This window comes from Endozoicomonas sp. ONNA1, assembly GCF_024606325.1.
Classification (GTDB): domain Bacteria; phylum Pseudomonadota; class Gammaproteobacteria; order Pseudomonadales; family Endozoicomonadaceae; genus Endozoicomonas_A.
This window is the reverse complement of the sequence record NZ_JAHHPN010000743.1, coordinates 1-1,281: the sequence shown is the minus strand read 5'-3', so window position 1 is coordinate 1,281 and position 1,281 is coordinate 1. Positions and strand designations below refer to the sequence as shown.

The window sequence follows — 1,281 nt, the reverse complement described above, 5'->3', positions numbered from 1 at the left end:
TGTGTTGAATCTAAACACCGGTGAACCTCACCAGGATACATTTTTTCCCGATCAGACGTTTTATCGTGCCTGTTTTGAAGGGGATTTGGCTCAGGTAAACACATCTCTGGAAGAAGGAGTCAATGTCAATGTCCATAACATTACGTATGACGATTACACTGCCTTAATGATGGCATCCTTCGGGGGGCACAAGACGGTCGTCGAATGCCTGATCAGCGCCGGGGCGAATCTCAACGCCGTCTGTAAGTACGGTGCCACCTCAATGTTCATGGCTGCCCAAGAAAATAACACCGACTGCCTGCAAGCCCTGATCGAAGCCGGAGCGGATGTCAACGCCGCCGATCCGGATGGCGCCACCCCGCTGTCCATAGCAGCCGAGATGGGCAATACCGAATGCGTGAAAGCCCTGATCAGGGCCGGGGCCAATCTCAACGCCGCCTTGTCGGATGGCAGAACCCCGCTGTGCATCGCAGCAGAGATGAGCAATACCGAATGCGTGAAAGCCCTGATCGAAGCCAGGGCGGATCTCAACACCCGGACTAAGGGTGGTGCCACCGCGCTATTCATCGCTGCTGCGAGAGGCCATACCGAATGCGTGAAAGCCCTGATCGAAGCCAGGGCGGATCTCAATGCCCGGCCTGAGGATGACGTTACCCCGCTGTACATCGCTGCACAGAATGGCCATACCGACTGCGTGAAAGCCCTGACCGAAGCCAGGGCAGATCTCAACACCCGGACTAAGGATGGCGCGACCGCGCTGTTCATCGCTGCAGAGAATGGCCATACCGACTGCGTGAAAGCCCTGATCGAAGCCAAGGCAGATCTCAACGCTGCCTTGTCGGATGGCACCACACCGCTGATCATCGCTGCTGCTAAAGGCCATACCGACTGTGTGAAAGCCCTGGCCGAAGCCAGGGCGGATCTCAACGCCCGGATTGAGAACGGCGCCACCTCGCTGTTTATCGCTGCACAGAATGGCCATACCGGCTGCGTGAAAGCCCTGATCAAAGCCAGGGCAGATCTCAACGCGCGGGCTGAGAATGACACCACCCCGCTGTTCATCGCTGCACAGAATGGCCATAGCAACTGCGTTAAAGCCCTGATAGAAGCCAGGGCAGATCTCAACGCTGCCTTGTCTGATGGCACCACACCGCTGATCATCGCTGCTGCGAAAGGCCGTATCGACTGCGTGAAAGCCCTGATCGAAGCCAGGGCGGATCTCAACGTCCAGACTAAGGGTGGCACCACCTCGCTGATCATCGCTGCTGCGAAAGGCCGTAC

General features: G+C 57.3%; 1 protein-coding gene. It reads left to right on the top strand.

What is annotated here, in order from left to right:
* Positions 1 to 1,281 (top strand): ankyrin repeat domain-containing protein (locus KDK19_RS17735; protein ID WP_257292496.1); only part of this gene is annotated, 1,281 nt, incomplete at both ends.